18 protein-coding genes are annotated in these 23,936 nt (G+C 58.7%); 12 read left to right on the top strand and 6 right to left on the bottom strand.

The annotated features are described in order from the left end of the window. Positions 1-8: 8 nt before the first annotated feature. Positions 9-173: a hypothetical protein gene (locus HMPREF9720_RS15545; RefSeq protein ID WP_014775961.1), complete on the bottom strand. Its 165-nt coding sequence runs from the start codon at positions 171-173 to the stop codon at positions 9-11. 218 nt (positions 174-391) lie between these two features. Beyond that, entirely contained in the window at positions 392-2,524 is a 2,133-nt protein-coding gene (locus HMPREF9720_RS00275) for a S9 family peptidase (RefSeq protein WP_009596076.1), read from the bottom strand. Positions 2,525-2,578: 54 nt separating this feature from the next. On the opposite strand from HMPREF9720_RS00275, the gene HMPREF9720_RS00270 reads away from it, so the two are divergent. After that, positions 2,579-3,205, top strand: coding sequence for an NUDIX hydrolase (locus tag HMPREF9720_RS00270; RefSeq protein WP_009596072.1), 627 nt, complete (start codon positions 2,579-2,581; stop codon positions 3,203-3,205). Positions 3,206-3,210: 5 nt separating this feature from the next. Next, positions 3,211-4,344, top strand: coding sequence for an acyltransferase family protein (locus tag HMPREF9720_RS00265; protein ID WP_009596060.1), 1,134 nt, complete (start codon positions 3,211-3,213; stop codon positions 4,342-4,344). Positions 4,345-4,389: 45 nt separating this feature from the next. Here the strand turns inward: HMPREF9720_RS00265 and HMPREF9720_RS00260 are convergent, their stop codons facing one another. The 4 genes from HMPREF9720_RS00260 to HMPREF9720_RS00245 form a co-directional block, all read right to left on the bottom strand. Beyond that, positions 4,390-5,973, bottom strand: a complete 1,584-nt coding sequence (locus tag HMPREF9720_RS00260) for a MutS-related protein (protein ID WP_009596123.1) — start codon at positions 5,971-5,973, stop codon at positions 4,390-4,392. A 108-nt stretch (positions 5,974-6,081) separates the two neighbouring features. Beyond that, the gene (locus tag HMPREF9720_RS00255) at positions 6,082-6,498 is read right to left on the bottom strand and encodes a polyketide cyclase (RefSeq protein ID WP_009596069.1); all 417 of its coding nucleotides are present in this window, start codon (positions 6,496-6,498) and stop codon (positions 6,082-6,084) included. A gap of 198 nt (positions 6,499-6,696) precedes the next feature. Continuing rightward, a complete protein-coding gene (gene tsaE / locus HMPREF9720_RS00250) occupies positions 6,697-7,113 on the bottom strand; it encodes a tRNA (adenosine(37)-N6)-threonylcarbamoyltransferase complex ATPase subunit type 1 TsaE (RefSeq protein WP_009596075.1) in 417 nt (138 codons plus the stop codon). Then, positions 7,114-8,664 carry a response regulator gene (locus tag HMPREF9720_RS00245; protein WP_009596052.1) on the bottom strand — a complete coding sequence of 517 codons (1,551 nt, stop codon included), beginning with the start codon at positions 8,662-8,664 and terminating at the stop codon, positions 7,114-7,116. Between the two features lie 474 nt (positions 8,665-9,138). Here HMPREF9720_RS00245 and HMPREF9720_RS00240 point away from each other — a divergent pair, with 474 nt between their 5' ends. From HMPREF9720_RS00240 to HMPREF9720_RS00195, 10 genes are all read left to right on the top strand, one after another. After that, positions 9,139-9,411: an HU family DNA-binding protein gene (locus HMPREF9720_RS00240; RefSeq protein WP_009596092.1), complete on the top strand. Its 273-nt coding sequence runs from the start codon at positions 9,139-9,141 to the stop codon at positions 9,409-9,411. A gap of 485 nt (positions 9,412-9,896) precedes the next feature. Beyond that, a complete protein-coding gene (locus tag HMPREF9720_RS00235; protein WP_009596110.1) occupies positions 9,897-11,447 on the top strand; it encodes an Rne/Rng family ribonuclease in 1,551 nt (516 codons plus the stop codon). Positions 11,448-11,451: 4 nt separating this feature from the next. Further along, positions 11,452-14,778, top strand: coding sequence for a transcription-repair coupling factor (gene mfd, locus HMPREF9720_RS00230; protein ID WP_009596117.1), 3,327 nt, complete (start codon positions 11,452-11,454; stop codon positions 14,776-14,778). Then, positions 14,775-15,515 carry a type III pantothenate kinase gene (locus tag HMPREF9720_RS00225; protein ID WP_009596112.1) on the top strand — a complete coding sequence of 247 codons (741 nt, stop codon included), beginning with the start codon at positions 14,775-14,777 and terminating at the stop codon, positions 15,513-15,515. The genes mfd and HMPREF9720_RS00225 overlap by 4 nt, the downstream gene beginning before the upstream one ends. After that, positions 15,490-16,863, top strand: coding sequence for an OmpP1/FadL family transporter (locus HMPREF9720_RS00220; protein ID WP_254654343.1), 1,374 nt, complete (start codon positions 15,490-15,492; stop codon positions 16,861-16,863). The genes HMPREF9720_RS00225 and HMPREF9720_RS00220 overlap by 26 nt, the downstream gene beginning before the upstream one ends. A gap of 116 nt (positions 16,864-16,979) precedes the next feature. Continuing rightward, positions 16,980-18,314, top strand: coding sequence for a tetratricopeptide repeat protein (locus HMPREF9720_RS00215; RefSeq protein ID WP_009596104.1), 1,335 nt, complete (start codon positions 16,980-16,982; stop codon positions 18,312-18,314). A gap of 3 nt (positions 18,315-18,317) precedes the next feature. After that, on the top strand, positions 18,318-19,193 hold the full coding sequence (gene lptC, locus HMPREF9720_RS00210) for an LPS export ABC transporter periplasmic protein LptC (RefSeq protein WP_009596094.1): 876 nt from the start codon (positions 18,318-18,320) through the stop codon (positions 19,191-19,193). A gap of 3 nt (positions 19,194-19,196) precedes the next feature. Then, on the top strand, positions 19,197-20,459 hold the full coding sequence (locus HMPREF9720_RS00205) for a hemolysin family protein (RefSeq protein ID WP_009596097.1): 1,263 nt from the start codon (positions 19,197-19,199) through the stop codon (positions 20,457-20,459). Between the two features lie 90 nt (positions 20,460-20,549). Further along, a complete protein-coding gene (locus tag HMPREF9720_RS00200; RefSeq protein ID WP_009596114.1) occupies positions 20,550-22,583 on the top strand; it encodes a peptidylprolyl isomerase in 2,034 nt (677 codons plus the stop codon). Between the two features lie 102 nt (positions 22,584-22,685). Further along, positions 22,686-23,828: an iron-containing alcohol dehydrogenase gene (locus HMPREF9720_RS00195; RefSeq protein WP_009596062.1), complete on the top strand. Its 1,143-nt coding sequence runs from the start codon at positions 22,686-22,688 to the stop codon at positions 23,826-23,828. The last annotated feature ends 108 nt before the right edge of the window (positions 23,829-23,936 follow it).

Genomic DNA, 23,936 nt, shown 5'->3' with positions numbered 1-23,936 from the left:
GCCGTTTTTTATTCGTTATCCAAATAGAAATCGTCGTAGCTTGCGCCGGTCGGCTCTACGCCGCCGCCGGGGAAGGAGTTGGCAAATCCCTTTTCGGGCTGCACGTCGATCTGTTCGAGCAGGGGTGTGACATAGCACAGCTTCCCCGCCCGGTGGGTGGTTACATTCTTCATAGTCAAAATCTGTTAATTGCGTCGGAAGCAAATGTAGGAAGGTCCTGACTGAGATGAAAATAAATTCAACGAACCGGCGGATTCTTCCAATGAACCGGTAGATTTGGCGGACGGCGGACGGGCTGAAATGGTTTAAGAAAGAGCGAAAAGGTGTGATTGGCGAACGATAAAGGCCGCCCGACGATTCGGACGGCCTTCATATCGAGCCTTTCGGACGGTTATTTTACGTATTTGTTCAGCCAGCCGAAGAACTCGCGGTTCCATACGAGCGAGTTCTGGGGTTTGAACACCTGATGGGCTTCGTTTTCGAACTCCACCAGACGGGCCGGGATTCCGCGGACGCGGGCGGCGGTGAATGCTTCGAGCGACTGCGTGTAGGGGATGCGGAAGTCGTATTCGCCCGTGAAGATCAGCATCGGCGTGTCCCATTTTCCGACGAATTTGTGCGGCGAATTGGCGTAGGAGCGCTGTGCGACTTCGTTCGACCGATCCCAGTAGGGACCTCCGTAATCGTTGTTGATGAAGAACAGCTCCTCGGTTTGGCCGTACATCGACTCGAAGTTGAAGATGCCGCAGTGCGAGATGAAGGCTTTGAACCGTTTCTCGTGGCATCCGGCGAGGAAATAGACCGAATATCCGCCGTACGATGCGCCGACGCATCCCATGCGGTTTTCGTCGGCCCAAGGCTCCTTCGCCACGTCGTCGATGGCCGAGAGGTAGTCGCGGATGTTCTGGCCCGAATAGTCGCCCGAAATCTGGTCGAGCCACTCCTGTCCGAACGAGGGCAGGCCGCGGCGATTGGGCGCAACGACGACGTAACCCTGCGCCGCCATCAGCTGGAAATTCCAGCGGTAGCTCCAGAACTGCGAAACGACGCTCTGCGGACCGCCCTGACAGTAGAGCAGCGTGGGGTATTTCTTGGCGGGATCGAAGTCGGGCGGCAGGATCACCCACGTCAGCATCTGTTTGCCGTCGGTGGTCCTGACCCAGCGTTTCTGCACCTCGCCCATTCTGATATTGTCGTAGACGGGTTTGTTGATGGCCGAAATCTGCGTCAGCGTGCCGTCGGCGGGATTCACGTCGAAGAACTCCGTGGCCATCGAGATCGTACACATTTCGGCGGCGATCCTGTCGCCCGCCATCGAGAAGGCGTTGATGTCGTGGTCGCCGCGGGTCACCACTTCGACTTCGCCGACCGAAGGCGCGATGCGGCATATCTGGTGCGTGGCTTCGATCGGGGCGATGAAGTAGAGCATGTCGCTGCCGCTCCATACGACGTTCATGGCGTTGTAGTCGAAATCCTCGGTCAGGTCCTGCATTTGGGCCGTCTGGCAGTCGTAGAGGAACAGGCGCGCCTTGTCCGACTCGTTGCCGGCACGGCGCTGCGAGAGGAACGCGATCTGCCGGTCGTCGGGCGACCAGACGGGGTATTTGTCGTAACCCGCCATCGTGGCCATGTCCGCGATCGGCTCGCCGGTATTGACGTTTACGGGTTTGCAGATGTTCTGCGTCACGCCGTTTTCGAGGACGTAGACGAAGATGTCCGAATCGGTCGAAACGGCGTACTCGGTGCCGGTCAGCGGCTTGCAGGTGTACGCCAGCATCGTTCCGGCGTTGTTCCACGCGATTTCGGCCATGTCGAAGTAGGGCGCCAGCGGAGCGTCCCACGCGGCGTCCTTGCCGATGATGTCCACGCCGGGTTTCAGCCCCTCGGCTCCGAAGTCGCCGACGAAGATATGCAGGTAGGAACCCTCGTCCCAGTAATTCCAGTGGCGGGCCATCAGGTCGTCGTAGATGCGGGCCTTCGATTTGTCCATGTCCTTGTAGACGTCCGACGACTTGCGGTCGCAGACCTCGACGCGCTGTACGTACCATGCCTTGTCGCCGCGGGGGCTGATGCCGAAGCCTTCGACGTCCTTGTCGAACGCCGAGAGCTGTCTGGCGTTGCCGCCTGCGGGTGTCATTTCCCATACCTGCATCGAGCCGCTGCGGTCCGAGAGGAAGTAGATCTTTTCCCCGTCGGCGCTCCACTTGGGATCGGCGTTGTTCGACGCGGTGTCGGTCAGGCGCGTCACGGCCTTGGTCGCAAGGTCTTCGACCCAGATGGTCGTCACGCCGCGGTTTTCGGCCATGTTGTAGTCGGTCTGCGCATAGAGGAGCGTACGCCCGTCGGGCGAGAGCGACGAGGAGCCTGCACGGCTCATTTTCCACATCACCTCAGGGGTGAGAATGCCTGCGGCGATCTCATCGGCCGTCAGGGCATTGTCGATGGTAAGGGGCTGCGGCCGCTTGTCGTCGCATGCGCTCAGTCCCGTAGCTGCAATAGCCATAAAAAGGAGTAATTTTTTCATTTTCGGTCGGGTTTCTTCTATTTATTCGTATTTTTGCATTCAAATCCGATCGGCATGAACCATACCGTATATTTTGCAGATAAATCCGTGATTTTCACTTCGGACGCGCCCGGCGGCGAATGCTATGCCGTCGTGCCCGCGGATCCGGCGGACCTATCACGAGCGAAGGTAACGAAAATTCTCGAATCGCACAACTGCGTCGCAGTCGTTTCTGCCGATCCCGACGCGGCGTTCCGCTCTTTTGCGGCTGATTTTACGCAGATCGAAGCGGCGGGCGGCGTGGTGGTGAACGACCGCGGCGAGTGGCTGATGATGCGCCGCAACGGCCGCTGGGACCTGCCCAAGGGACATCTCGAATGCGGCGAGCGCATCGAAGCGTGCGCCGCGCGCGAAATCGCCGAGGAGACGGGCGTGTGCGCCGAACCGGTGCGGCCGCTGTGCCGGACGTGGCACGCCTATTATTTCCCGAAGACCGAACGCTGGGAGCTGAAACGCACCCATTGGTACGAACTGCGCGCGGCGGCCTGCGGCGGCCTCGTACCGCAGACCGAAGAGGGGATCGAGACGGTCGTCTGGTGCGCTCCGGCCGAAGCGATGGCCCATGCCGCCGGGAGTTTCCCTACGGTGCGCACCGTGCTCGAACGGCTCGAAGCCTGCTTGTCCGACGATAAAAAACGCTGATCCATATGCTTTCAACTTCCGCTTCCGCCTATCCCGACTCGAAGCCCCATTATGCGATCCTCGACGGTCTGCGCGGCGTCGCGTCGCTGGTCGTCGTGGCTTTTCATCTTTTCGAGGCGCATGCCGCGAGCCATGCCGACCAGATCATCAACCACGGCTATCTGGCCGTCGATTTCTTCTTTGTCCTTTCGGGCTTCGTCATCGGCTATGCCTACGACGACCGCTGGGGACGCATGACCTACCGCGATTTCTTCAAGCGCCGTCTGATCCGCCTGCATCCGATGGTGGTGATGGGTATGCTGATCGGCGCCGCGGCGTTCTACTTCGGCGCCGGAGGACCTTACGAAATGATCGCCGGCGTTCCGGTCGGACGCATGCTTCTGATCCTGCTGCTGGGGTGTCTGATGATTCCCGTGCCGCCGTCGATGGACATTCGCGGCTGGAGTGAGACCTATCCGCTGGACGGCCCCGCATGGTCGCTTTTCTTCGAGTATATCGCCAATATCTGCTATGCCCTTGTCCTGCGGCGGCTTTCGAAACTGTTGCTGGGGGCGCTCGCCGTTGTCGCGGCATGCTTTACGGTGCGTCTTGCCGTGACGCAGGGCGATATGATCGGCGGCTGGGCGCTCGACGGCGAACAGCTCGGCGTAGGTTTCACGCGGCTGGCCTATCCGTTTATCGCCGGACTGCTGCTGTCGCGCGTCGGAAAGCTGATCCGTCTGCGCGGCGCTTTCTGGCTTTGCAGTCTCTGCGTCGTCGCCGTGCTGGCCGTGCCGCATCTGGGGACGGACCGCTTGTGGCTGAACGGTCTCTACGACGCCGTGTGCATCATCGTCCTCTTCCCGCTGGTCGTAGCGGCCGGCGCGGGCGGCAAAGTCACGGACCGGGTGTCGAAAAAGGTCTGCGGTTTCTTGGGCGACATCTCCTATCCGCTGTATATCACGCACTATCCGTTCGTCTATATTTATACTGCGTGGGTGATCGATACCCGTCCCGCATGGCCCGAAGCACTGGGGTACGGCGCGCTGGTTTACGGCGGCAGCATCCTGCTGGCGTGGTTGTGCCTGCGTCTGTACGACGAACCGGTGCGCGGGTGGCTCAAACGCCGCTTCATGCAGCGCAAACCGGTGCAGGGATAATTGTGCCGCACGGACGGCTCCAGCCGGAGTCGCGTTTTCGTGTCGTCAGTTCGATTTCTCCGTCAGTTTCTCCTGCACCTCGTACGCTTCCGCGATCAGGTCGCGCGGATAGTCGTACATTTCCAGAATCCGGATGGCGTTGCGGGTGGTGAGGGGACCCGTGTGCAGTCGGTAGTCGAAGACCAGCTTCCCGTCGATCACCTCCTCGCGGAAGTGGTGCAGCTCGTAGCCGTCTTTGCGGAGCAGGTCCGCCAGCTCGACGTCGTGCGTCGATACCAGCACGAGATGCGGTCCCCGGTTGAGATGCGCCAGTACGGCTTTTCCGGCGGCGATGCGTTCGGTCGTGTTCGTGCCCTTGAAAAGTTCGTCGAGGGCGAACAGACACGGCGCCGGCTCCTGCGATGCGTCGATGAACCGTTTGACGGTCAGCACCTCCTGCAGGTAATAGCTCGTCCCTTCGGCGATGTCGTCCGAGATGCGGATCGAGCTGTAAATCTTCATGTACGGGGCCGTGTAGGCCTCGGCGAAGCAGATGTCGAGCGTCTCGGCCAGCAGGGCGTTGAGCACCAGCGTGCGGATGAACGTGGTCTTGCCCGACATGTTGGAACCGGTAAGCAGCAATCCCGTGCCGTCCAGCTCCAGTGTATTGGGGACGCAGTCTCCGATGAGCGGATGTACGACCTCCTCGGCCCGCAGGTATTTCCCGTCGGTGAATTCCGGGCGGCAGGTCGGCGTTTCGCCGCGCAGGCGTGCCGCCGAAATCGCGGCGTCGGTCTCTCCGATGAACCGGAACAGTCCGTGGATGGCGTCGCGGCGCGCTATGATGCTGCCGATGAAGCGGTGGAAGAGAATCACCTCGACGTTGAAGGCCGTCTTCAGCAGTTCGAGCACCAGCCATACGGCCGCGGCCAGCTCGTTGGCGCTGTCGCCCTGCGTGCCGACCACGCGGCTGCGCCGTTCGACCTCGGAGACCTGACGGATGACCTTCAGGGCCTCCTCCGTGCCGGGAACCTCTTCGGCAGCGAGATGCCGGGCGGTCCGCAGCGCCAGCGACAACTGTTTCACGGCCGAAGCATAGATCGAAATGTTGAGCTTGTTGCTGTAATGGATATACATGTTCGCTGCGAAGACGGCAAGAAACAGCAACAGCAGCAGCGGATAGAGAAAGCTCAGCAGCAGCGACACCACGGCTGCGGCCGAGAGCAGGTAGACGAGAGCGATGCGGCGCACCTGCTCCGGCTTGTCGAAAATCAGGTTTTGCAGGTCGTAGGCGTCGTCGTCCGAGAGCCGCGAAAGGTGTTTCGCGCATTGTTCGGCATGTCCGGCGTTCCCGGCGAAATGATCCGTCCTGCGGCCGAACTCCCGTACCTCTTCCGTGCCGCGCAGGGTCCTCAGCCGGGCGTACAGGTATTGCTGTCCCGGCTTGGAGGAGGTGCGGTCGATACGCTCGAATACGGCGTTGAGGTCGAGGTCGGCCGTGGTCTCGGCGTCGATGGTCTGAAAAGAGCTCTCTTCCGAAGAGACGTTGTAGAAATAACGGCTTGTCAGGTCGAAATTACACGCGGCCCGTTTTTCGCCGGATGCTCCGGGAAGCCCCAAAAAGGTTGTCAGGTATGCAGTAGGTTTCATGGTCGCGTGTCGGTTGTTCTGGCGTCCGACCGGAACGGCCGGTCGGATGCGGGGCGGTGGGCAGGGGGCCGTATCGCATGCGGTCCCGCATTCCGTGCCGCCTCTGCGTTAATATTGCGGTGCGGCGTTCATCGCCTTGGCGATGCCTTCGGCGATCTGATCCAGTCCGCCTTGGAGTTTGCCGCCGATCATCATTTTCATCATCATATTCAGCTCGATGTGCAGCACCAGCCGCATGCGGGTGTCGGTGTCCGAGACCTTGTGGAGCTGGATCCAGAATGCGAAGTCCATCGGCACTCCGCCGCCGTCGGCGACGATCTTGACGTGCCGGGGCGCTTCGCGCTCCTCCATGCGGAGCTTTACGGTGAAGCCTTTGGCTTTGAACGAGCAGGTGTCTTCGGTCGCCTGCCACTCCTCGACCTTGTCTGCCACGGCGGGCGTCAGGTTGTCGAAACGGCTGATGACGGCGTAAATCTGTTCGGCGGGACGCAAAATCTGTTGCTGTTTGGAGATATATTCCTGCATGGTTGTATTTAATGGGTGAATCGGATTTCAGCGCAGGGCCGGCCGGAGTTTATCCCTTCCGGAGCCTGCCGCCTGCAAAAGTAGTGATTTTTCGCGGGACGGGCAAATTGTCCGCCGCCGGGGGCGGAACGTGAACCGCCCGGCAACCTGCCCGGTGTAGCGGGGCGTGTTGCCGGGCGTATGTGCAGGCTCGGAGTGTCAGTCGATCTCGAACGTGCGGGCCGTGTCGCTGTCCACGGTGATGCGTACCGTCATCGCGTTGTCGGGCAGCAGCTGCTCGATCTTTTCGGGCCATTCGACCAGACAGAGGTCGCCCGAATAGAAATACTCTTCGTAGCCGAAGTCGTAAGCTTCGCGGACGTCGTTGATGCGGTAGAAGTCGAAATGGTGGATGCGGCGGCCGCCCTTGCCCTTGTACTGGTTGACGATGGCGAACGTGGGGCTGGTTACGGTGTCCGTCGCGCCCAGCTGCGCGGCGATTTCGCGGATCAGCGTCGTTTTTCCGGCGCCCATTTCTCCGCGGAAGGCGACTACCGTGCGGCGGCCGAGGGCTTCGATGACCGCTTCGGCGACGTCCGGCAGGTCGTCCTGCGAGGTGATATGGATGGTTTTCATCTATTGTTTGGGTTTTAAGACGATGTAGGGCACGATCATCTCTTCCATCGAGATGCCGCCGTGCTGGAATGTATTGCGGTAGTAGCGGATATGGCGGTTCGCGTCGTTGTTGTAAACCAGAAAATCCGAATTGTAGGCGAAGATGTAGCTCGACGTGAGGTTGCTCGACGGAAGCTGCACGTCTTCGGGCTTGAGCACTTCGTAGACGTCGCGGGAGTTGTAGGCCAAGTTGCGGCCCGTTTTGTAGCGCAGGTTGGCCGAAGTCTCGCGGTCGCCGGTCACCTTCACCGGATTGTCCACGCGGATGGTGCCGTGGTCGGAGGTGATGACCACCGTGTGTCCCCGTTCCGAGAGGAGTTTGAGGATGGTGTAGAGGTCCGAATGTTCGAACCATGAGCGCGTCAGCGAGCGGAACGCCGCGTCGTCCTCGGTGAGTTCGCGGATGATGTCGGTTTCGGTGCGCGCGTGCGAGAGAATGTCGAGGAAATTGTAGACGATGACCGAGAAGTCGGCGTCGTACACCTTTTGTATATTGTCCACCAGTTTGCGGCCCTGTTCCGGGCGCACGAGCTTGTCGAACGAGAATTTCCAGTTCTTGCCGTTCTGGGCCATCAGCCGTTTGAGGAACTCCTCCTCGTACTGGTTCTTTCCGCCCTCCTCGTTGTCGTTGAGCCATTTGTTGGGCATCAGCTTGTCGATGGCCAGCGGCATCAGGCCCGCGAATATGGCGTTGCGGGCGTATTGGGTGGCCGTGGGCAGGATGGCGCAGTAGAAATCGTCCTGCGCCACGTCGTAATAGCCTCTCAGCAGCGAGGAGATCGACCGCCACTGGTCGTAGCGGAAGTTGTCGATCAGCAACAGCGTGGTCTTCGGATTCTCGTCCGCCACCGGGAAGATGTTGGTGCGCATCAGCGTGTGCGACATCACGGGAGTGTCTTCCGAACGCCTGTTGATCCAGTTGTAGTAGTTGCGGCGCACGAACTTGCAGAACTCCTGATTGGCCTCGGTTTTCTGGTAGGTCAGCACCTCCTTGATGCTCTGGTCGGTGGATTCCGAAAGATCGACCTCCCAGTTGGCCAGCTTGCGGTACAGCGAACACCAGTCGCCGAAGGTCTCGGCCATCTGCAGCGACGAGGAGATGCGTCCGAATTCCGAACGGTAGTCGGCCGTGGTCTGCTCGGTGACGAGCTGCTGCTGGTGGACGTTCTTCTTGATCGAGAGCAGCACCTGATTGGGGTTCACGGGCTTGATGAGGTAGTCGGCGATCTTCGAGCCGACGGCCTTGTCCATGATGTTCTCCTCCTCGCTCTTGGTCACCATGATGACGGGCGTGGTGGGGCGCACCTCCTTGATCTTGGGGAGCGTTTCGAGTCCCGTCATGCCGGGCATCATTTCGTCGAGGATTATCAGGTCGTAGGCCCCTTCGGAAGCCATGTCGATCGCGTCGTAGCCGTTGTTGCAGGTGTCTACTTCGTAGCCCTTCTGTTTGAGGAACAGGACGTGGGGCTTCAGCAGTTCGACCTCGTCGTCCACCCAGAGTATTTTGACCATACCGTTAGCGGAATTTAGTTTGCAAAATTAGTTATTTTATTATCAAACGCAAAAACCGGGCGTTTATTGAGTCCCGTATTTTCCGGCGCGGAATATAACCGCTTCGGTGCCGGCGTGCAGGGCGGGATTTCCGCCCCTGCACGCCGGAATTCCGGATGGCGTTTTGGGTATATTTTTGTTCCCAAAAGGTCGGGGCGCTTTTGGGCGCTTAGAGACTATGTTGCTGATCCATAATTGATTGCCGTGTCGTCCGTCCGACGGAGTCCGACGGGGAATAATTGCCTGACACATAATATTTTAATTTTCGGGCGAGTTTTGCCCGATATTTGTTATCGTACTGTTCCAGTGGCAGGTAGAGGACTGCGGGAAAAATAATGAAAAAAAACTGCGGTTTGTTGGCTAAAATGTAAATAAAGCGTATATTTGCAGTCCGAATGTCTTCACACGAACTTAATAATTTAATACTATATAGAAATGACAAAGGCAGATATCGTAAGCGAAATCGCTAAGAGCACCGGAGTTGAAAAGGTGCAGGTACAGGCAATCGTTGAGGCTTTCATGGATAGCATCAAGACGTCGCTGACCAACAAGAACAACGTGTATCTCCGTGGTTTCGGCAGTTTCATCGTAAAGAAGCGCGCCAAAAAGGTTGCCCGCAACATCTCGAAGAATACGACCATCACCATTCCCGAACACAACATTCCCGCTTTCAAGCCCGCCAAGAGCTTTGCGGCGAAGGTGAAATAATTTAAATAAATAAGAACCTCAAAAAATCAAGGACTATGCCAAACGGAAAGAAGCATAAGCGACACAAGATGGCTACCCACAAACGCAAAAAACGTTTGCGTAAGAACCGTCACAAGAAAAAGTAGGGTAGCACTTTAGTGCTAAACGATAGATAAAGCTAAAGGAACCCCAAGTTCTTTTAGCTTTACCTATTTTTCAGCGGTTTTTCGTGACGGCATCCTGCTTCCGGGGCATGGGACTCGGTGCGGAGCCGCCGTTTCCGGGAGTCCTAACCTTTCCCGATCCTCTTCCGAGGGCGTTTCGGGGCGGACTCCACGATAACCGCAAAAAATAGTCCGGGGCCTTTCCGCGCCCGGACCGCGTGCCGGACGACGGGTCCGCACGGTTTTTATCCTTTGGAGTTCGCCGCCACTTCAGACCAAAAAGCGGCCTAACCGATTTCAGTATTCCGTGTCTTCGTCTCCGGAGCGCGACACACGATATAGATGAACAGAGAATTAATTGTAAACGTCAACCCGACCGAAATTTCCATCGCGTTGTGCGAGGACAAGGTCCTTGTCGAACTCAACAAGGAGCAGTGTCAGACCGGGTTCGCCGTCGGGGATATCTACCTCGGAAAAGTACGTAAGATCATGCCGGGTCTCAATGCGGCATTCGTCAATATAGGACACGAAAAGGACGCCTTTATCCATTATCTCGATCTGGGCGGTCAGTTTCTTTCGTTGCAGAAGCTCGTCGCTTCGCAGCAGCCCGGCAAACGGGGCCTGCGCGTCGAGAGCATGAAGCTCGAACCGCCCGTGGAGAAGTCGGGCAAGATCGGCGACTACCTGCAGGTCGGCCAAAACATCATGGTGCAGATCGCCAAGGAGGCCATCTCGACCAAGGGGCCCCGTCTGACGGCCGATATTTCGCTGGCCGGACGCAACGTCGTGCTGGTGCCCTTCTCGTCGAAGGTCTTCCTGTCGCAGAAGATCCGTTCGGTGGACGAGAAGAAACGCCTGAAGCGGATCGCCGCCGCCGTGCTGCCCAAGAATTTCGGCGTCATCATCCGCACTGCGGCCATGGAGGCCAAGGACGAGGATATCGAACACGACATTCAGACCCAGATCGACCGCTGGCGCAAGACCTGCGCGGCGATCAAGAAAAACACGGCTCCCGCCCAGCTGATGAGCGAGATGAACCGCGCCAATACGATCATCCGCGACTCGCTGAACGGTTCGTTCTCGCAGATCGCCGTGGACGACGAGGCGATGTACAACGACATCCGCGGTTATATCAGGCAGATCGAACCCGAAAAGGAGAAGATCGTCAAACTCTACCGCGGCAACGTGCCCATTTTCGACAACTTCGACATCTCGAAGCAGATCAAGTCGCTCTTCGCCAAATATGTCTCGCTGCGCCGCGGCGCCTACCTCATTATCGAGCATACGGAGGCCATGAACGTCATCGACGTCAATTCGGGCAACCGCACCAAGGCAGAGGACAATCAGGAGCAGACGGCGATGGACGTCAATCTGGCCGCTGCGGCCGAAATCGCCCGCCAGCTGCGTCTGCGCGACTTGGGCGGCATCGTCATCATTGACTTCATCGACCTGCGCAAGGCGCAGAACCGGCAGGCGCTCTACGACGAAATGGTGAAGCTGATGGCTACCGACAAGGCCAAGCACACGGTCCTGCCGCTCACCAAGTTCGGCTTGATGCAGATCACCCGCCAGCGGGTGCGTCCCGTGGCCGTGGAGGAGGTTTCGGACGTCTGCCCGACCTGCAACGGATCGGGCAAGATCGAACCGACGGTGCTGCTGGACAAGAAGATCGAGAACCAGATTTCGTTCCTTACGCATGACCGCGGTCACAAATATATCAAGCTGGTCGTAAGCCCCTATGTGGCCTCCTTCCTCAAGCAGGGCCTTTGGTCGCTGCGCCGCCGCTGGCAGTGGAAATACAAGGTGCGGCTGCATGTCGTCGCCGACCAGAGTCTCGGTATCGTCGAGGTCCATTACCACGACCGCAAGGACAACGACCTGATAAACAAGTAACCGTATGACTGCCCGCGAGCAGCTGGCGCAGTTCGCCGCCGGGTCGAAAGCCCTGCCCCGCCTGTGCCGCGAATATAAGAAAGAGCGCGCAACCGTCCATCTGAAAGAGCTGGTCGGCGGCGCTCTTTCGTTCTATGCCGCTGCCGCTGCGGCGAAAACCGGGGGCGTACACGTCTTCGTCGCCGAGGACCGCGACGCTGCGGCCTACCTGATGAACGACTTCTATAATCTGCTGGACGAGAAGCAGGTCTATTTCTTCCCCTCCTCCTACAAGCGTTCGGTGGCCTACGGCGCCGAAGATGCGCAGGGCGTGGTGCAGCGCACGGCGGCGATGAACGCCGTGAAGGGCTTCACGAAAGGGTATCTGATCGTCTGCACCTATCCCGAAGCGCTGGCCGAGCGGGTCGCCGACGCCGAAACCCTCCGGCGGGACACGATCGCCGTGAAAGTCGGCGACAGTATCTCGATCGCCGTGCTGGAGGACGCGCTCGTCGATGCGAACTTCACCCGCGTCGATTTCGTCTATGAGCCGGGCCAGTATTCGGTGCGCGGCGGTATCGTGGACGTCTTCTCCTTCTCGGAAAGCAAACCCTACCGTATCGACTTTTTCGGCGACGAGGTGGACTCGATCCGCCGTTTCAACATTTCGAGCCAGCTCTCGGCCGACAAACTCGACCGGGTGGAGATCATTCCCAACCTCAATGCCGGCGATGGGGCGGCGAAGGTGTCGTTCGTGCAGTTTGCGGGCGATGCTGCGGCCTATTGGTTCTACGACGCCGATTACGTGCTGCGTCGGGTGAACGATATCCGCCGCAAGACGCTTGCCGACATGGAACGTCCTGAGGAGATCGACCGCCTGATGACCAGCCGCAACGCACTGCTCGGCGATTTGGCGAACTGTCGGATGCTCGCCCTGCGCGACAACCTGCCGGAGCGTCCCGCCACGGCGGCCGTAGAGTTCGATACGGCTCCCCAGCCCAAGTTCAACAAGAATTTCGAGATGCTGGCCGACGACATGATCCGCAATTCGCTGCGCGGCTACACGACCTATATCCTCTCGGAAAACAAGGTGCAGGTCGAGCGTCTCGAAAACATCTTTCACCAGATCGGACGCGGGCAGGCCGTCGTGCGGCCCCTTTCGGTGACGCTGCACGAGGGTTTCGTGGACAACGACCTGAAGTTGTGCCTCTATACCGACCATCAGATTTTCGACCGCTACCAGCGTTACCGCATCAACGGCGAGATCAGGCGCGACGAACAGATGACCGTCGCCGAGCTGAACCAGTTGCGGCCGGGCGACTATGTGGTGCATATCGACCACGGCGTGGGCCGCTTCGACGGGCTTGTGAAGATCAACGAAAACGGCAAGGCGCACGAGGCGATCAAACTGGTCTACAAGGATGGAGACGTGCTGTTCGTGAACGTCCATTCGCTCCATCGCATTTCGCGCTACAAGTCGGGCGACGGCGAGCCGCCGAAGGTCTACAAGCTGGGCAACGGCGCATGGCAGAAGCTCAAGAACGCCACCAAGAAGGCCGTCAAGGATATTTCGCGCGAGCTGATCGCCCTCTATGCCAAACGCAAGGCCAGCAAGGGATTCGCATTTACGCCCGACAGCTATCTGCAGCACGAGCTGGAGGCGTCGTTCCAGTGGGAGGACACGCCCGACCAGCAGACGACCGTGGCGGCCGTCAAGAAGGACATGGAGTCCGACCAGCCTATGGACCGGCTGGTCTGCGGCGACGTGGGCTTCGGCAAGACCGAGGTGGCGATCCGCGCAGCGTTCAAGGCGGCCGTGGACGGCAAGCAGGTCGCCGTGCTGGTGCCGACGACGATTCTCGCCCTGCAGCACTACCGTTCGTTTTCGGAGCGTCTGCGCAACTTCCCCGTGCGGGTCGAGTATCTCAACCGCACGAAAACGGCCAAAGAGGTGTCGCAGATCCGCGCCGACCTCGAAGCGGGCCGTATCGACATCCTGATCGGCACGCACAAGATTCTGGGCAAACAGATCGTATTCCGCGATCTGGGGCTGCTGATTATCGACGAGGAGCAGAAATTCGGAGTAGCGGCCAAGGAGAAGCTGACGCAGCTGGCGGTCAATGTCGATACGCTGACTCTCACGGCGACGCCGATTCCGCGAACGCTGCAATTCTCGCTCATGGGTTCGCGCGACCTTTCGGTCATCTCGACGCCGCCGCCCAACCGGCAGCCGATTGTCACCGAATCGCACGTCTTCTCGGAGGAGATCATCCGCGACGCCGTTGAAACGGAACTCGCGCGCGGCGGACAGGTCTACTTCGTCCACAACCGCGTCGAGGACCTGATGACCATGCAGGGGCTTATCACCCGCATCTGCCCCAAGGCCCGCGTGGGCGTGGGACACGGCAAGATGCCTGCCGAGAAGCTGGAGCGGCTGATCATGGACTTTATCTACGGGGAATTCGACGTGCTGGTCGCCACGACCATCGTCGAGAACGGCATCGACATTCCCAACGCCAATACGATCATCGTGAACAACGCCCAGAACTTCGGCCTGAGCGACCTGCACCAGCTGCGCGGACGTGTGGGCCGCAGCAATCAGAAAGCCTACTGCTACCTGCTTTCGCCGCCCGACGAACTGCTGTCGTCCGATGCGCGCCGCCGCCTGCGGGCCATCGAGGAGTTCTCCGATCTGGGATCGGGCTTCAATATCGCCATGCAGGACCTCGACATCCGCGGCGCGGGCAATCTGCTGGGAGCCGAGCAGAGCGGATTCATCGCCGATATCGGTTTCGAGACCTATCAGAAGATCATGAACGAAGCGATCGCAGAACTGCGCGCCGAGGGACTGCACGTCGCGGGCCTGAACGATTCGGAACAGGAGGTGGTCGAGCAGCTGCGCTATATCGACGACGCGCATATCGAAATCGAGGTCGAAGCCGGTCTTCCCGACTCCTATGTGGCGCAGCAGGCCGAGCGCCTGAAGCTCTACCGGGAGCTGGATTCGACCAAGAACGAGGAGGCGCTGCTGGCCTTCGGAGAGCGTCTGGTGGACCGTTTCGGCCCTCTGCCGCGTGAAACCGAAGAGCTGCTCAACGTGGTGCGCCTGCGCTGGGAGGCGATCCGGCTGGGCATGGAGCGCGTGAAGGTCAAGAACGGGCTGATGATCGTGCATTTCGTCGGCGAGCAGGACTCGCCCTACTACAAGAGCGACACTTTCATGGACCTGCTCCGCAAGGTCACGCAGAATCCCGGCAGATTTGTGTTGAAACAGCACAATAATCGTCTGGCGATGACCGTTAGGAATGTCAAAGACATTGAAGACGCATATAAAACGTTGCAGCAGCTTTGAATTTAGTAGTAGATATCGGAAACACCCTCGTGAAACTCGCTGTTTTCGACCGGGGGGAGATCGTTTTTCAGCGCTGCGTGGAGCGGCTGCATCCGTCGATGCTCGAAGAGCTGTTCGCGGTATGGCCCGTGCGCCGGGCCGTCGTGGCTTCGACGCGCGGCGAAGTGGGCGAAGTGGCCGATCTGCTCCGGCCGCGCGTGGAGTATCTGCTGGAGTTCTCTTCGCAGACGCCCGTACCCATCGGCAACGCCTACCTGACGCCCGAAACGCTGGGCCGCGACCGGCTGGCCGCGGCGGTCGGCGCCACGGTGCTTTATCCGGGCCGCAACGTGCTGATCGTCGATTTCGGTACGGCGGTGACCATCGATCTGGTAACGGCCGACGCAACGTTCCGCGGCGGGTGCATATCGCCGGGCATGAAGACCCGTTTCAGGGCGCTGCACGACTATACGGCCAAACTGCCGCTCTGCGCCGCGACCGAAAGCGAAGAGCTTGCGGGGCTTACCACCCGGCAGGCCATCGAGCTGGGCGTGATGAACGGAATCGCGTTCGAAATCGAAGGCTATGCGGCCCGCATGCGCAGCCAAATAGACGATTTATGCGTAATTTTTACCGGAGGAGACGCGAATTTCTTTGTTAAACGAATTAAAAATACGATATTTGCAAATTGTAATCTGGTTTTTTGCGGATTGAATAGAATTTTAGAGTACAATGCAAGTGAAGAACACCTTAATTAAACTGGTTGTCATTGCAGCCGTGATGATTCCCTGCGCCGCTGCGGCTCAGACAAGCAGTATTAACGCATTCTCTCCCTACACGATGTACGGCATCGGCGAACAGAACACGCCCGGTACCCTGCCGATGCGTTCGATGGGCGGTGTAGGTGTGGCCATGCGCAGTTCGGGCGTGGTCAATCTGCTCAATCCGGCGGCTTTCAGCGCCGCGCCGCAGAAGAGTTTCCTCTTCAACTTCGGGCTGGAGGGCCAGAATTACTACAACTCCCAGAAGGTCGACGGCATGTCGAAAAGCACGGCCTACAACACCTTCAACTTCCACGACATCGCATTTCAGCTGCCGCTGGCCAAGAAGCTCGGTCTGGGCTTCAGCCTCACGCCTTACAGTTCGGTAGGCTACCGCACAAAATACACCCATGACTACGATCCGTCCGATCCCGTATGGGGCAACGTCGGCCGCGCGCAGTACATCTATCAGGGCGAGGGCGACGTGACGGAGGTCAAACTCGGCGTCGGCTGGGAGCTTTTCAAGAACTTCTCGCTGGGTATCGCCGCGCAGTATTACTGGGGCGATATCGACCGCTCGTTCGTGATGACCCCGACCCCGATCACGGGCGACGGCTCCTACTCTTCGACGGTAGGTACCGACAACTACAGCATTTCGAGCATCAAGGGGCAGATCGGCGTGCAGTGGAATGCCATCTTGAATCAGAAACGCGCCCTGACGCTGGGCGCCGCCTATGATTTCGGCGGCGACCTCAATCCCACGGTGACGAAAAATATCTATGTGGGTGACCTCTACAACTCCACCGTAAAGGGCGATACGACGCATTTGGCACTCGTATTGCCCCGTCAGCTTTCGGCAGGTGTCTTCTACCAGACCTCCAAGTGGACGATGGGGGTGGATTACGTCTATCAGGACTGGGGCGGCCGCAACAGGCAGACCGAATCCACCGGCGTCAGCGGACCGGACCGGAGCGCCTTTGCGGTGGCATATGCCGATACGCATACGATCAAGGCCGGCGTGGAGTACACCCCCAACCGCTACGATGTGCGTAATTTCCTGAAACGCTGGTCCTACAGGGCCGGATTCCGTTACGGAACCCACAACCAGACCTACAACGGCGACAAACTGGGACAGTATGCCGTGACGCTGGGTATCGGCGTGCCCGTGAAGTTCCTCGCCATCTCGTCCATAGACGTCGGCGTCGAATACGGCCGCCGCGGTTACAACTTGGCCGAACGCCTCGGACTGGTGCGGCAGCAGTATTTCAAATTCTCGATCGGCTTCACGCTCTTTGCCGGCAGCGAGAACGGCGAGTACTGGTTCCTGCGGCCTAAATACGATTAGTTTTTGACCCGAAAATTTGCACTTTTGGAGAACCGGCAGTAAATTGCATTGGATTTCGGTACATCCGACGGACACTAAAACATATAAAATTAAATACAAAAATTAATCTCTGACCGATGAAAAACGTTAAAATTCTGCTTTCCGCTGCTCTTGTATTCGTAGGGGCGACGGCTCTGGCTCAGGACTTCAGCGCTCCGCAGTACGAGAAGTGGGGAGACACGCCCGAACAACGCGAAAAGAACATTCTGAACAGCAACTTCCTCAAGGAGTCGTGCGACAACCGCGACTACAATGCCGCTGCTCATTATCTGAATGAACTCATCAACAGCGTTCCGACCGCTTCGGTCTCGTTCTACCAGCGCGGCGCCGTGATCTACAAGAACAAGATCAACCGTGCCAAGAGCGTCGCCGAGAAGAATACGTATATCGACTCGCTGATGCTCATGTACGACCTGCGCGCCAAGTATTTCGGAGATCATCCCAAGCAGGGTACCGCTTTCATTCTCGATCAGAAGGCGCGCGAGTTCCTGCGCTACAAGCCCAACGACCGCAAGGGTATCCGTGAAGCGTTCCGTGCCGCAATCGAGGCCGGCGGCGACAATACCGATCCCGAAACCGTCGTGGCTTATTTCAGCAACCTCTGCGACGACTACAAGAACACCGACGAGGTGCTGCCCGACGAGATCATCGCCGAGTACGACCGCCTGACGCCGTTCTTCGAGAAGAATCCCAATGCCAACGAGTACAAGGCACAGTTCGACGCCGCGTTCGGTCTGAGCGGTGCGGCAAGCTGCGAGAATCTCGAAAAGCTCTTCCGCGGCAAGCTCGAAGCGGCTCCCGACGACGAGGCGCTGCTGGCGCAGGCCGTGGCGCTGATGTCGCGCGCCAAGTGCGACGGCGACTTCTATTTCACGCTCGCAGAGAAATACTATGCCGTGAAACCCTCTTCGGAGACCGCCATGTTCCTTGCGCAGGCTTTCCAGAGCAAGGGCGACTACGCCAAGGCGATCAAATACCTCAACGAGGCGCTTGCCGTCGAGCAGGATCCTGCGGAGCGTCAGCTGCTGCTGGTGCGCATCGCGCTGATCGACTTGGTCGCAAACGATATCCCCGGAGCCGCTTCCGCTGCGCGTCAGGCCCGCGACCTGAATCCTGAGGACGGCGTGCCCTATTACGTGCTGGCTCAGTGCTATGCCATTTCGGCTGCCAACTGCGGCGGTTTTGCCGGTCAGGCTACCTTCTGGGCCGCTTACGACACGATGTCGAAAGCCATCGAACTGCTGCCTGCCGATTCGGAATACATCGAGTCTGCTAAAACGTCGTTGAATGCGTTCCGCAGCCGTTTCCCGACCTCGGAGGAGTGCTTCTTCAACGAGCTGCAGGCTGGTTCCCGCTATACCGTGACCTGTGGTACGGCCGCCGGTGTCGTGACTTCCGTACGTCCCCGTTAATAAATGAACAGGCTCATCGCAAGATACGCCATGGTAGCACTCTCCGTTATGGGGAGTGCTATCTTGCTATTCTCTTGCGAACGCGACGAGGCGGAGGATGCTGCGGCTTCCGAAGAGACGATGAGAACCGAATACAGTGAAAATCTGTCGATCGTCGAATCGCAGAACGGCCGCCGTTCCTACCATTTCGTAACTCCGCTGGTCGAGGGCTATTCGCTGGCCCGCGAACCTTACCGCGAGTTCCGCAAGGGAGTCAAGATCACCACTTACAAGGACGATTCGCTCTCCACGGTCGATGCCGTGCTGACGGCCAATTACGCCATCTACTACGAGAACCGCAAATTGTGGGAGGCCAAAGGCAATGTCGTGGTCGTCAAATCGGATGGCAAGAACCTCTACACGCAGCAGTTGTTCTGGAATCAGCAGACCAAGAAGATCTATTCGAACGTCGATTCGAAAATCGTGCAGAACGACGGACGCGACGTCTTTATCGGCGAAGGTTTCGAATCCGACGAGGAGTTCAAGGACTGGCGTTTCCGCCGTATGAAAGGCCGCATGGAGGTCGAGGTCAAACCCACCGAACAGGAGGTCGAGGTCGTTCCCGATTCGACTGCCGGAGGCCGGACAGGGGCGTCGGGACCTGTCCCTGCGCAGCAGTCCGGCAAAACCGCCGTTGCATCCGCCGGCGAGCCTATGCCCGAACCCGCTGTCAAGCCCGCCGTCGCTCCGGTTCCGGTCCGGCGGCCCGTTCGCAGGGATGCGCCCGGCAGACCGGCGTCCGCAGGGGAGCCTGCCGAAGCCCGGCCCAGAACGGAACAGCAGCAGATGAAGCCGGTGGATCTGAAACTGGACGATGACGAGATACAATCAACCCAATAAGAGATGCTTACTTCGGTCATACTGATTGTCCTGATGCTGTTGCTGTCGGCATTCTTTTCGGGTATGGAGATCGCTTTTACGAGCAAGAACCGCCTGAAACTGGAGATCGACCGCAAGCAGAGCCGCATGTTCGACCGCATAGCGGATATATTCTCCCGCCACCCCGGACAGTATATCACCACGATTCTGGTGGGCAACAATATCGCGCTGGTCATCTACTCGCTCTACATGTCGCTGCTGCTGCGCGGTATTTTCTACGCGCTGGGGTGGGAGAGCATCGCCCGGAACGGTTCCGTGGCGATCGAAACCGCCGTTTCGACCGTCATCATCATCTTTTTCGCGGAATTCCTGCCCAAGTCGGTCTTCCGCAACAATCCGAACTTCTATTACCGCGCGCTGGCGCCGGTAATCTATTTCTTCTATTTGCTGCTCTATCCGATCGCGCGGCTGACGACGCTCATTTCGCACGGTATCCTGCGTCTGACGGGCCGCCGCGTCGAAGAGCGGACGACGACGCACAGTTTCGACCGCGAGGACCTCGCGTCGCTGCTCGACACCAACAGTTCCGAGCCGCGTCCCGAACCCGACAACGAGCTGAAGCTGTTCCAGAACGCGTTGGATTTCGCCGACCTGCGGGTGCGCGACTGCATGGTGCCGCGCGTGGACGTCGAGGCCGTGGACATTGACGATACGACCATCGAACAGCTCACGGCGCGTTTCGTCGATTCCAAGTATTCGCGTATCTTCGTCTGGCGCAAGAGCATCGACAACATCATCGGCTATATCAACTCGAAGAGTCTGTTCACCCGTCCGGCCGGTATTTCCGACGTGATGATGCAGGTTAATTTCGTCCCTGAGACCATGCCGCTGCAACTGGTGCTGCAGAACTTTATCAAGCACCGCACCAACATCGCCGTGGTGATCGACGAGTTCGGCGGCACGGCGGGCGTCATTTCGCTCGAAGACGTGCTGGAACAGATTTTCGGCGAGATCGAGGACGAGCACGACGTGCCCGACCTGACCGAAAAGCAGGTCGGTCCCGACGAGTATGTCCTCTCGTGCCGTCTCGAAGTGAAATACCTCAATGAGAAATACGGTCTGGGTATCGAGGAGAGCCGCGAATACGATACGCTGGCGGGTTTCATCATCTTCAATTACGAGGGGATTCCCACGGCCGGCGAGACCGTTTTCGTCGGCGGTCTGCAGGTGCGAATCCTGCGTACGACGCGTTCGCGGATCGACTTGGCGCGGGTCCGGAAGTTGTGAGAATTTTTATGGCATAATAAGGGCCTTTTCCGAATAAATTTACTACCTTTGACTGCTAATTCGAAACAATACGAATAATTTACAATTTATATGGCAAGTTTAAACACTTTACGCACCAAGTTCGGCATCGTGCTGTCGATTGTCATCGCAGGCGCCCTCTTGGCTTTCATTCTCTCCCTGAAGACCGAAATGGGCTTCTCAGGCAACGACCCCCGGGTCGGTGTTATCGACGGTGAAAAGATCAACTATTCGGAGTATTACAACCAGTATGAGCAGGTCAAGGCGCAGAGCGGTGCTCAGGAGAGCAACGAACAGCAGTCGGCGATGCTTGCCAACGCTGCATGGCAGGCCCTGATCGGCAAATACGTGCTGACTCCCGGATTCGACAAGATGGGCCTTCGCGTTACCGAGCCTGAACGTATGTCGATGGTCAGCGGCCAGCATCCTTCGCAGGCTTTCTACAATGCCTTCGCGGATCCCCGCACGGGTGAGTACAACGTCGCCGCCGTTCACCAGTTCCTCTCCGAGGCCGAAGCCAACGCGCAGGCGCAGCAGGCTTGGGCGCAGCTCAACGAGCAGGCCCGCATGGAGCGCGAGGTCGCCAAGTTCCTCGGCCTGATCAAGGGCGGTGTGTATGTCAATTCGCTCGAAGTGGCCAACGGTGTGAACTCCGCCAACAACACCTATGCCGGCAAGTGGGCCGGTAAGAAATACTCGGCCGTTCCCGATTCGCTGATTCAGCTCAAGTCGAGCGACATCAAGGCGTATTACAACAGCCACAAGAACATGTTCAAGCAGACGCCGTCGCGTGCGCTTTCGTATGTCGTGTTCGAGGTTTCTCCGACCGACGACGACATGCTGGCGCTCGAAAAGAGCGTCGCCGAGGTCGGCGCGCAGTTCGCCGCCACCGAAGAGCTGAAGTCGTTTGTCCGCGCCAACCGCAATGGCAAAATCGCCGACAACTACGTCTCGGCGAAGCAGCTTTCGGAAGAGGAGGCCAAGGCCCTGCTCGACGGCGCCACCTACGGTCCCGTACTGAAGAACAACGAGTGGACGATGGCCCGCGCGCTGGATACCAAGATCGTTCCCGACTCGATGGGCATCCGCCACATCGTACTTCCCTATACGCAGGAGGCGCTGGCCGACAGTCTGCTGACCGTGCTCAAGGGCGGTGCCGATTTCGCTCAGGTCGCTGCGCAGTATTCGGTTTATGACGCTACCGCCGCCAACGGCGGCGAGGTGGGCGTCATGCCGTTCTCGGCCTTTTCGGGCGAATTCGCTGCAGCGCTTGCCAATGCGAAAACCGGCGATATCGTGAAGATCGCTTCCGGCGACGCCATTCAGCTGATGCAGGTTTACCGTGCCGACAAACCGTCGAAGCACGTTCAGGTCGCTTCGATCACCTATCCGGTCGAGGCTTCGGCCGCTACCCGCCGCGACATCCACAATCAGGCCGGCACCTTCTCTGTGAACGCCAAAGGTTCGGTCGAAGCGTTCAACGACGCCGCTTCGGCTGCCGCCGTTACGCCGCGCATCGCGTCGCTGGCGCAGGGCGAGCGTACGATCCGCGGTCTTGAGGATTCGCGCGACGTCGCCCGCTGGGCTTACGGCGCCGAGGTGGGCGATGTTTCCGAAATCTTCCCGGTAGGCAAGGATTATGTGATCGCCATGCTGACCGAGATCGACGACAACGAATTCGCTCCCCTCGAAAAGGTTTCGGCACAGATCCGTGCTCAGGTACTCCGCGACAAGAAGTACGACTATATCGTGAAGGAGCTCTCCGGCTCTACGCTCGACGAGCAGGCCAAGAGTCTCGGAACCGAAGTCGCAGACTTCGACAACGTGACCTTCGGGGCTTTCTATGTGAACGGTCCCGGTTTCGAGCCCCGTCTGATCGGCGCTATCTCGTCTACGACCGAGAAAGGCGTTCTCTCGGCTCCGGTCAAAGGTCTGAGCGGCGTATATGTCTTCGAGGTGGATGACATCCAGACCTCGGACAAGCAGACTGCCGAAGGCGAGAAGGTGCGTGCGCAGGCTATGGCCGAGAGCATGGCCCAGCAGTTCTCGGTGCAGGCTATCCAGCAGATGGCCAAGATTCAGGACCTGCGCGGAAAATATTTCTAAACCCGATTTTCGAGACATAAAAGAACGCCGGAGTATTCCGGCGTTCTTTTTGTTATTTTTGCGTATATTTAGGAGTCGTATTGAAACTTATCGCATACCGTTATGAATAATTTCATTTATCACAATCCTACGAAACTGGTTTTCGGCAAAGGACAGATCGCCAGACTCGGCAAACTGATCCCTGCCGACAAGAAGATCATGATTACCTTCGGCGGCGGCAGCGTGCGCCGCAACGGGGTTTACGATCAGGTCTTGAAGGCGCTCGAAGGGCGCGACTGGGTCGAGTTCTGGGGCATCGAACCCAATCCCTCCGTCGAGACGGTCCGCGAGGCCGTGGCTTTGGGCCGTGAGAACGGTTCCGACTTCCTGCTGGCCGTGGGCGGCGGATCGGTCATCGACGGTACGAAACTCATCGCTGCGGGCCTGCTCTACGACGGCGATCCGTGGGATATCGTGCTCAAGGGACAGGCGGATAAAACCGTTCCGCTGGGCACCGTCCTCACGATGTCGGCCACGGGTTCGGAGATGAATTCGGGTTCGGTCATTTCGCGTCAGGAAACCAAGGAGAAGTACGCCTTTTACGGCGATTATCCGGTCTTCTCGATTCTCGATCCCGAAACCCTCTACTCGCTGCCGCAGCGGCAGATCGCCTGCGGGCTCTCCGATACCTTCGTACATGTGCTGGAACAGTATATGACCACGCCCGGCCAGTCGCGTCTGATGGACCGCTGGGCCGAGGGCATCCTGCATACGGTGATCGAAATCGCTCCGAAAATCCGGGAGAACCAGCATGATTATGCCGTGATGTCGGAGTATATGCTGGGGGCGACGCTGGCGCTGAACGACATGATCCGCATGGGCGTGACGCAGGACTGGGCGACGCATATGATCGGTCACGAGCTGACGGCCCTGCACGGACTGACACACGGTGCGACGCTGGCGATTGTCATCAATGGCACCCTGCGCGTGCTCCGGGAGCAGAAGCGCGGAAAACTGCTCCAATACGGCGAACGGATCTGGGGCATTGCCGACGGTTCGGAAGAGGAGCGCATCGACCGTACGCTCGAAGCCACCGAAAAATTCTTCCGTTCGCTGGGGCTTTCGACCCGGCTTTCGGAGGAGGGGATCGGCGAAACGACGATCGCGGAGATCGAACGCCGCTTCAATGCCTCCGGCGTCAAGTACGGCGAAGCGCAGAATGTAGACGGCGCCGCGGCGCGCCGGATACTCGAAGCGTGCATGTAGGCCGTTCGCACCGGATTTAAGCAGAGGGGCTGTCTGACAAGTCCCCGAAATTGGAAATCACCCCTGCCAGAGTTTTATCTGACGGGGGTGAAATTCTAAAAATCGGAC

The organism is Alistipes sp. HGB5 (genome assembly GCF_000183485.2).
Lineage (GTDB): Bacteria > Bacteroidota > Bacteroidia > Bacteroidales > Rikenellaceae > Alistipes > Alistipes finegoldii.
This window is presented reverse-complemented; position numbering and strand designations above follow the sequence as displayed.

Bases quoted from the DNA above. Each gene is read 5' to 3' on its own strand.
- HMPREF9720_RS15545 (WP_014775961.1), bottom strand. From the start codon at position 173: ATGAAGAATGTAACCACCCACCGGGCGGGGAAGCTGTGCTATGTCACA.
- HMPREF9720_RS00275 (WP_009596076.1), bottom strand. From the start codon at position 2,524: ATGAAAAAATTACTCCTTTTTATGGCTATTGCAGCTACGGGACTGAGC.
- HMPREF9720_RS00270 (WP_009596072.1), top strand. From the start codon at position 2,579: ATGAACCATACCGTATATTTTGCAGATAAATCCGTGATTTTCACTTCG.
- HMPREF9720_RS00265 (WP_009596060.1), top strand. From the start codon at position 3,211: ATGCTTTCAACTTCCGCTTCCGCCTATCCCGACTCGAAGCCCCATTAT.
- HMPREF9720_RS00260 (WP_009596123.1), bottom strand. From the start codon at position 5,973: ATGAAACCTACTGCATACCTGACAACCTTTTTGGGGCTTCCCGGAGCA.
- HMPREF9720_RS00255 (WP_009596069.1), bottom strand. From the start codon at position 6,498: ATGCAGGAATATATCTCCAAACAGCAACAGATTTTGCGTCCCGCCGAA.
- tsaE (WP_009596075.1), bottom strand. From the start codon at position 7,113: ATGAAAACCATCCATATCACCTCGCAGGACGACCTGCCGGACGTCGCC.
- HMPREF9720_RS00245 (WP_009596052.1), bottom strand. From the start codon at position 8,664: ATGGTCAAAATACTCTGGGTGGACGACGAGGTCGAACTGCTGAAGCCC.
- HMPREF9720_RS00240 (WP_009596092.1), top strand. From the start codon at position 9,139: ATGACAAAGGCAGATATCGTAAGCGAAATCGCTAAGAGCACCGGAGTT.
- HMPREF9720_RS00235 (WP_009596110.1), top strand. From the start codon at position 9,897: ATGAACAGAGAATTAATTGTAAACGTCAACCCGACCGAAATTTCCATC.
- mfd (WP_009596117.1), top strand. From the start codon at position 11,452: ATGACTGCCCGCGAGCAGCTGGCGCAGTTCGCCGCCGGGTCGAAAGCC.
- HMPREF9720_RS00220 (WP_254654343.1), top strand. From the start codon at position 15,490: ATGCAAGTGAAGAACACCTTAATTAAACTGGTTGTCATTGCAGCCGTG.
- HMPREF9720_RS00215 (WP_009596104.1), top strand. From the start codon at position 16,980: ATGAAAAACGTTAAAATTCTGCTTTCCGCTGCTCTTGTATTCGTAGGG.
- lptC (WP_009596094.1), top strand. From the start codon at position 18,318: ATGAACAGGCTCATCGCAAGATACGCCATGGTAGCACTCTCCGTTATG.
- HMPREF9720_RS00205 (WP_009596097.1), top strand. From the start codon at position 19,197: ATGCTTACTTCGGTCATACTGATTGTCCTGATGCTGTTGCTGTCGGCA.
- HMPREF9720_RS00200 (WP_009596114.1), top strand. From the start codon at position 20,550: ATGGCAAGTTTAAACACTTTACGCACCAAGTTCGGCATCGTGCTGTCG.
- HMPREF9720_RS00195 (WP_009596062.1), top strand. From the start codon at position 22,686: ATGAATAATTTCATTTATCACAATCCTACGAAACTGGTTTTCGGCAAA.